The following is a 7,061-nucleotide window of genomic DNA, read 5'->3' on the forward strand; positions in this document are numbered from 1 at the left end:
CGGGAACCTTGACATAATTTACCTCAATATCGAACTCTCTGTTGTGCATGCCTTTTTCCTCTGCCCTTCTGGCTGCAATAACTCCCTGTTTAGCTGAGTAGAATATCTTCACTAAACCCTCCGTCAGGGGCCAAGCTGCCCTCAGAACAGTTATTATGCAGACTTTTTCGAAGTCCTTTATCCTTATCCCCTTGTAAATGGTGCCAAGCGGTGTCTCTACAAGCTTCTCCTCTGTTTCAAAGTCTTCAACTATTTCCAGCCCTAGCACTCTTCCAAGGCGCACAAGTCCTTTTCTGAACTCTACTTGGCTCGTCTCCTTGCTCCGCAATTGCGTCAGAACTTCTTGGGCATACTTCTTATTTACTGCCCTATATTCGAACAAGAAACCCCTCCCAGCGACTCTGAAATTTAGATATAAATATTTTTTCACCGGCCTAAGGATCTCGTGATATCTTCTTGGATGCCCAAAAGTCTAATTTATCTATAATCAGCCCACATGCTCGCTTTTCAAACCCTCCTTTAATGCTGCCTCATGAAGGGACTTGTCTGCAGTGTAGAATTTCTCTGAGCTCACCTGCTTAGCGGAAAGTATCTGCAATGCATCAGCTTGATAAATGTGATATTTTTCTATCAAACTCCATGCTTGTTTGAGTAAACTTGTCCTCACAGGAATTACCCTTATGATCCTCAGCCTTATGAGTCTAAGCGTTTCACCAAGAAACTGGGCTCTTGCCTTCAAGTAACTCTCGCTGCTTAGCCACTGCCTCCTATGATACTTGTCGAGAACGCCTAGTGCCTCGCCAATGTTCCAAGCAGAGAAAGATAACAGCACATCTCCGTTGAGCGCTTTTTCATATACCTCGTTCACTAAAGTGCTTCCTGGCTCCTCAACGTAGCGCTTAACAATAGCACTTGTGTCCAGATAAACCAGCATTTTTAAAGCCTCGAGTCCCTCAGTTCTCTCACAGCCTTCCCTGCATCTGTCTGGACCTCAGGCTTGACGGGGGTTACTGTTAAAGGAGGCTTCTCAGAACCCAGCAGCTCTTCAAGAGCCTCTATTATCAAGTCTTCACAAAGTTCCTCCTCTATGGCCTCTTCCACAGCTTCACTAAGACCTTTTAGTCCTCCCTCACCCACAACTTTCGTCTTAAACCTCTCCCAGAGGCTTCTATTGATTACTATGCTTGTCTTTATCTTCTCAGCCATGCTCCCTAAGTACTCTATGGAGTAATGCTGTATTTAAGGTTTTATTTAATATTTCAGAAGACCTTCATGCAAAGGCATTACCTGACCATTTTGCCTAAGTTCGCAGACTGAGAATGCGAGTAAAAATTTGTATCTAAAATTTGTTGTACTCTCAAAGGACAGTAAATGAAGTATATGCACAAACTTTGGATGAAAGCAAAAGATTTGTGGAAGCGAAATAAAAGCTAGAACTAGATTTACAAGTGGATAGTGTGCTATATTAGCCTCAGAGAGTAATTATGGTAACTGTATAGTCTGAGAGGCGTTGCCAGTCTTTATCTAAAGTTACGATGCTCATACCTCTCTTTCTTGCTGTTATCGCATTAAGTGCGTCTCCAGGATCAACATCTCGCTGCAAAACCAAACCGACAGCCTCTCTGAGTTCACTAATTGTAAGCTTCTGCTCCAGAACCTCTACTCCTAGCTCCAGCAGTGCTGAGGGCAGCAGCTCAATCAAGCGCTCGTAACCCTTAGCTCTTTTAGCATCTCCTTTAACCAGCCATATATTTCTCGACTCCATTGCCCAGTTGAGGTATTCAAGCAGGACAACAGGAGTAATGTACAGCTTTGCGTTGAGAGTTCTCAAGGCCTCCAGTTTCTTGGAGACCAAGACGCATGTGTCTACTATTGCCTCTCTGCGCTCCTCCAAGCTCTCGCCCTTGCGAGCTCCTCAACTTCTTTCGGTGCTGGTTCTCCTAGTTCCTCCAAAAGGGCAAGGTACTCCTTTAGGGCGTTGCAGGGAGCTAGTCGCTCAACAGCTGACAGGATGCGTTCTCTTGAGGCTGAGAGCAGAATCACATCGTCAACCTCGACCATGTAGAGCTCCGAGCCTCTTAACTTCCTCGAGAGGTAAACCCTGCCTTTTGCGTCAACCCTCCTGACATTCATCTCTTTCGTATTTCCCACCCATAGTTTATTTTTAGCTCCACATATAAAAGTTTTTTGTCCCACTCATAAATTCAGCTCTTAATTTAATATTTTATATATTTTGGAAGCTCTGATCCTTGTGCAACAAGCATGCTCTTTAGGCAGGTTGAGAAACAGAAAAAGCTTATCAGAAAATTTGCGCGCGCGTGTAAGGTTTGCGGGATTTTCAGACAGGTCTAAAGAAGTGTACAAGTTGAGTAAGGCGTTTCCAGTGAATTTAGCATTAGCAATTCCAAGTATAGTGCGCCTGAGAGTAAATGCAGTACATTATGATGCTGTTGTCGTGCTCCATGAAAATTGGGATCCTGTTTACAGTGGAAGAGTCTTAGCGGAATTCTTCAGTGCTCCTAGTATGGTTCTTCTACAATCCCCACCCCTCTATGGTTCTCGAAAGAGGTTTTTTAATATCTTGAAAGCGTTATTGCTTTGGAGAAAGCTGGTAGGCAATACGCCTATTGAGAAAAGCCTTTTCGAAGCAGAGGCGATAATTAGAAACATCGGTGAATATTACCTAAGCAAACTACGTTATGAAAAGGTGTTGAGAAAGTACAGCATTATACTTGGTGTATCAAAAGCTATAGCTGTCGAGATGGGATGTGGCTGGCTGGATAAGGTGATCTGCCTTGATCCAGGGGTCTCTCTAGACGAGGAGGACCTAAAGGCTATAAAGAGCATTAGAAGAAGAGTTAGAGAGAAAGAAAACTACATAGTCTTTGGAGGAGGAAGACTGAGCGCTGAAAAAGGATTTATTGAAGCCCTGATTTCATTCAAGCTAATCTCTAAGCACTTTCCGGAGCTAAAGCTCGTTATTACAGGTAGAATAGCACCTGAAAGACTTTTGCGCATTAAGAGGGTGTGCAGAAAGCTTGGCATAGAGAACAAGGTGGTTTTCACTGAATTTGTTCCAAGAGATAAGAGACTTGAAATAATTGCAAAGGCAAGGTTAATGCTCTATCCAAGTCATACGGATTCATTTTCATATGCTGTTCTAGAGTCTCTTCATCTAGGAACCCCTATTGTAGCCTATAGGATACCTGCCATAGAGATTTACTATGGCAAGTGCTCTGGTGTAGAGCTTGTTGAAGAATGGGATTTAGAGGCACTAACAGTAAAAGCAATTGATTTGCTTGATAAGAAAGTTGAGACCGTGGAGCCGCCAAAGATAAAGAGCTGGAAAGAGATTATGTCGGAGGAGGTGGAAACAATCTCAAAGCTAATATTAAAACAGCAGATATAAGTAGCGAATTATATTTAGAATTACCTATAGATAATCAAAATAAAATAAGATAAGAATAAGGCTATCACTTATTTAGGACAAAAATTTTGACATGTAAAGTTTGTCTCATCAAGGAACTCTAAAACCGACTTGATGGATCACTCCTATTGAACATCAAGGTTCCACGGTAAACACTTATATTTCTGCTACCAATAAGGGGCTACTGAGTGAAACCTTGCATGTGCTGATGATTGTGCCAAAGACAAAAGGAATAGGAGGCGTCGCACAGCATGTATCAAAATTAATCTCGAAGCTTACCGATATGGGCTATGAGGTAGATTGTATCTCATGCGAAACTTATCCCTGTCTTGGAATGAAAGGTCTATCGAATCCCAGCTTTATGATATCTTCATCTCTCCTCTCCATCATATCTAGACCTAGATATGACATAGTGCACGCTCATAACATTCCATCAGCACTGGCTATGAGATTTGTTAAAGCAAGGAAAATTTTGACGTTGCACGGTACTTTTTCAGAGCAGATAGCTTATTTATACGGCAGTATGATGGGCAAAGCAGCAGAGCTCCTCGAGCTCATGGCGCTGAAGTGGGCTGATCGTATCACGGCAGTTTCCAAGTCTGCTACAATATTTTATAAGAAAAAAGGAGTGGATGTTGTGCACATCCCTAATGCTGTAGATCTCTCAGATATGCCCGAGGAAGAGTTGAGATTTTTTGATAGGCAAATAATATATATAGGTAGGCTCTCGATGGAAAAAGGATTGGATACCCTTCTTCTTGCATTTAGAAAGGTGGAGAATGCCCATCTTTTGATCATAGGAGATGGGCCTATTAGGACCATGCTTGAGAACTTTGCTAAAAGAGATGAAAGGATCCATATTCTGGGATATAGACCAAGAAAAGAGGCTTTGAAAATACTAAAAGGCTCGGATGTATTCGTTCTGCCCTCCAGATATGAGGGCTTGAGCACAGCACTGCTGGAGGCTATGGCTCTGAAAGTTCCAGTAGTCGCCACGAAAGTAGGTGGTAATGTAGAGCTGGTCAATAAAAATACTGGAATTTTGGTAGATGCGTGGGATCATAGCTCTATGGCTAAAGCGATAAACATGCTATTAAATGACAGGGAAAAAGCTATGAATCTTGCAGAAAATGCATATAGAACTATTATAGATATATATAACTGGGATAAAATTATTCATCAGTATATAAGCGTATATGAAGAGAAAAATAAATGAAGCCTTATTAATCTTTGGTTTTATATAAATTCTTTATATTTAGTAAGGTTATTAACGTATAACCTATGTTCTGCCAATAATATAGCAATAATCCTTTTATTCCATAAAGTTTTACTAGAACATACTTTCTGCACATATTCTTGTGTCTCTTAATATTCTCCTCATAATCCTTCGGGCTAACCTTGTGGACATAACGGGCATTGGGAGTCATAAGCAAACTTTTAGGATGTTTTTTTAAAAATCAAATGGGAGAACAGAACATCTTCCATGTATGAGTAACCTTTTAGGTTTTCATCAAACTTAAACTCTTTAAATATATCCCGCCTATATGCAGATGCACTTCCGCTGAGCCATTCGCACTCTATAACTCTCGTGAGCGTACCTGGATATTCCAAGAGTCGGCATCTATCCGCAGGATACCTGTAGTGTGTGCGGAACACAAGGCCAAAAAGGTTACGAAGTGCGCCTTTTAAGCCTCTCTCAATTCGGATATTAGTGATATACCCTGCTACTCCAATTGCATCAGGTCTCTCTTTAAATACTCTTAGGACTTCCTCGATGAAATTCTTCTCAAGAACGACGTCACTGTCAAGAAAAAGCACAATATCACCTTTTGAGTTTTCCACTCCGATATTTCTTGCTATGGCAGCTGAACGCTCTCTATCATTTTTGATGTAAAAAAGATGTACACCTTTCTCGGCAAATTTAGTTCCATACTCGGTACAGAGCTTATTGATCTCATCGGTAGGTGAATCATCTACTACTATCACCTCCAGAGGCATGCAGGTCTGATTTAGTATGCTTTCGAAGAGTTCAGCCAGATCCTTTTGGCGGAGATATGTGGGTATCACTACTGATGCCTTCACAGGATCCTGAGCTTCTTTAGCATTAAAAACCTTACCTTTAAATAAAAATTAGAGCTCTAGATGAAGTGAGAATAATGCCTATGAAAAATATTTAAAGTATTTTTTCATAAAGCTCAAGATATTCCCCGGCTGCCTTTTTCCAGCTGAAAAAATCAGATCTTTCAAGGCTTTTCCTTGAAAGATTCTCATAGAGCTCTGAGTCTAGCATAAGGGCCAAAATTTTGTCGGCAAGGTCACTAGGGTCTCCTGCCTTGAATTTGAGTGCTGCATCATCGGCAATTTCGCATGCACCTCCCTTATCTGGAACTATCACAGGAAGCCCGCTAGCCATTGCCTCGAGCAATGATAAGCCAAATGGTTCTCGGGAGCATGTGTGAACAAAAATAGTAGATCTTTTATACAGGTCTGGTATCTTGTTAAAGGGCAGGGGCGGGACTGTAGAGATGAGTTTCTCAATGTTACTACAGCGAATAAACTTACGGATCTGGTTCTTCAAAGGTCCATCTCCACGAATGTATACTTCAAAGTTATTAAAATTCTTTATTTTCTTTATTGCATCAAGTAGGACAAATGGCTCTTTTGGGCCTACAAGTCTCGATACCCAAAGTATCTTGTGCCTCTCAGGAAACTTTTTGGGAGCATCAGCCCTGAACATTTCTAAGACTCCATGGTATACTACTGCTTTAACTTTTACACCTAAATTCTCATATAGTTGTTTAGCGGCATAATTGCTAATAGTTACTATTGGTACACCTATCTCGTACAATCTGATGAGATTTCTTTGCTCTTTCTCATAGAACCATCTAATTTCTTTCTCCGCCACTGAAGGATCAGGAAAACCATGCTCAGTTACAATCAGCCTGTCTTTAGCTGGAATTAGTGTTCCTTCAGTTGAATTGTTTACATGTATAATTTCATACTTCATTGCTAAAATCTTGAGGAGAATATCCCTAGCCAGGGTTCTCTTTCTCGGGATGGGGATCCTCGGGGAAACTATTTGTTTAATGTTTAAATTGTATTTTTTAAATGTAAGAAGAGTCACAGGTACGTATTTCGAAACTTCACCATAAAGGCCGATAGTATAATGTTCGATATGAGGAGTTGCTAGGACTCGCAGATTCATGTTAAATGGTTTACTAAAGCTCCTATTTAAATTTTGATTTCTTCTGACTGTGCAGTTCTCGAAGGAGCGCGCGCCTCAGGGTAGTGCACTACAGGCTCTTAAACGTGATATCTTCAGCAAGGTTGGTCTTCAGGACCCGAATATCCCCTATGTAGCGCGCGCGCATACGGTGCAGTACAGCTGTGAGCCAGAGGCAGAGAGGGTTCTTGACCTGTACAGGGAGTATTATGAAAGCTACATCGGCATTTCCAGATTCCCTGTTGAGAGAAAGCCCAAAGTCATATTGTCCTTCAAGGCATCATGGTACTTAAACGATCTCTCGGTGGAGTTTGATGGTTTTTCCCTGAGGATAAAAGCAGAGGGAGATCTGAGAAAGGCTTTCGAAATAATGCAACTTCTTGAAGGGAGAATCATCAGAGTGGAGATAGA

At 41.4% G+C, this 7,061-nt stretch carries 10 protein-coding genes; 3 read left to right on the top strand and 7 right to left on the bottom strand.

All coding sequences use genetic code 11. The annotated features are described in order from the left end of the window. From D6D85_RS07600 to D6D85_RS07620, 5 genes are all read right to left on the bottom strand, one after another. A partial coding sequence (locus D6D85_RS07600; RefSeq protein ID WP_272914425.1) for a uracil phosphoribosyltransferase occupies positions 1-382 on the bottom strand: 382 nt, incomplete at its 3' end. A gap of 105 nt (positions 383-487) precedes the next feature. Beyond that, entirely contained in the window at positions 488-934 is a 447-nt protein-coding gene (locus D6D85_RS07605) for a type II toxin-antitoxin system VapC family toxin (RefSeq protein ID WP_125671463.1), read from the bottom strand. 2 nt (positions 935-936) lie between these two features. Further along, on the bottom strand, positions 937-1,206 hold the full coding sequence (locus D6D85_RS07610; RefSeq protein WP_125671464.1) for a hypothetical protein: 270 nt from the start codon (positions 1,204-1,206) through the stop codon (positions 937-939). Between the two features lie 265 nt (positions 1,207-1,471). Next, positions 1,472-1,894, bottom strand: coding sequence for a type II toxin-antitoxin system VapC family toxin (locus D6D85_RS07615; protein ID WP_125671465.1), 423 nt, complete (start codon positions 1,892-1,894; stop codon positions 1,472-1,474). Continuing rightward, positions 1,870-2,151, bottom strand: a complete 282-nt coding sequence (locus D6D85_RS07620; RefSeq protein ID WP_125671466.1) for a hypothetical protein — start codon at positions 2,149-2,151, stop codon at positions 1,870-1,872. The genes D6D85_RS07615 and D6D85_RS07620 overlap by 25 nt, the downstream gene beginning before the upstream one ends. Positions 2,152-2,233: 82 nt before the next feature. Here D6D85_RS07620 and D6D85_RS07625 point away from each other — a divergent pair, with 82 nt between their 5' ends. Together D6D85_RS07625 and D6D85_RS07630 are read left to right on the top strand one after the other, a co-directional pair. Then, the gene (locus D6D85_RS07625; protein ID WP_125671467.1) at positions 2,234-3,409 is read left to right on the top strand and encodes a glycosyltransferase; all 1,176 of its coding nucleotides are present in this window, start codon (positions 2,234-2,236) and stop codon (positions 3,407-3,409) included. A 220-nt stretch (positions 3,410-3,629) separates the two neighbouring features. Beyond that, positions 3,630-4,643, top strand: a complete 1,014-nt coding sequence (locus D6D85_RS07630) for a glycosyltransferase family 4 protein (RefSeq protein ID WP_237558790.1) — start codon at positions 3,630-3,632, stop codon at positions 4,641-4,643. Between the two features lie 221 nt (positions 4,644-4,864). Here D6D85_RS07630 and D6D85_RS07635 read toward each other — a convergent pair whose 3' ends face one another. Continuing rightward, the gene (locus tag D6D85_RS07635; RefSeq protein WP_125671469.1) at positions 4,865-5,509 is read right to left on the bottom strand and encodes a glycosyltransferase family 2 protein; all 645 of its coding nucleotides are present in this window, start codon (positions 5,507-5,509) and stop codon (positions 4,865-4,867) included. Between the two features lie 91 nt (positions 5,510-5,600). Next, positions 5,601-6,632: a glycosyltransferase family 4 protein gene (locus D6D85_RS07640; RefSeq protein ID WP_125671470.1), complete on the bottom strand. Its 1,032-nt coding sequence runs from the start codon at positions 6,630-6,632 to the stop codon at positions 5,601-5,603. Positions 6,633-6,681: 49 nt separating this feature from the next. Between D6D85_RS07640 and D6D85_RS07645 the strand changes: the two genes are divergently transcribed. After that, positions 6,682-7,061 (top strand): hypothetical protein (locus D6D85_RS07645; protein WP_133308301.1); only part of this gene is annotated, 380 nt, incomplete at its 3' end.

It is taken from the genome of Candidatus Methanodesulfokora washburnensis, assembly GCF_003947435.1.
Taxonomy (GTDB): Archaea; Korarchaeota; Korarchaeia; order Korarchaeales; family Korarchaeaceae; genus Methanodesulfokora; species Methanodesulfokora washburnensis.

Bases quoted from the DNA above. Each gene is read 5' to 3' on its own strand.
- D6D85_RS07610 (WP_125671464.1), bottom strand. From the start codon at position 1,206: ATGGCTGAGAAGATAAAGACAAGCATAGTAATCAATAGAAGCCTCTGG.
- D6D85_RS07640 (WP_125671470.1), bottom strand. From the start codon at position 6,632: ATGAATCTGCGAGTCCTAGCAACTCCTCATATCGAACATTATACTATC.
- D6D85_RS07605 (WP_125671463.1), bottom strand. From the start codon at position 934: ATGCTGGTTTATCTGGACACAAGTGCTATTGTTAAGCGCTACGTTGAG.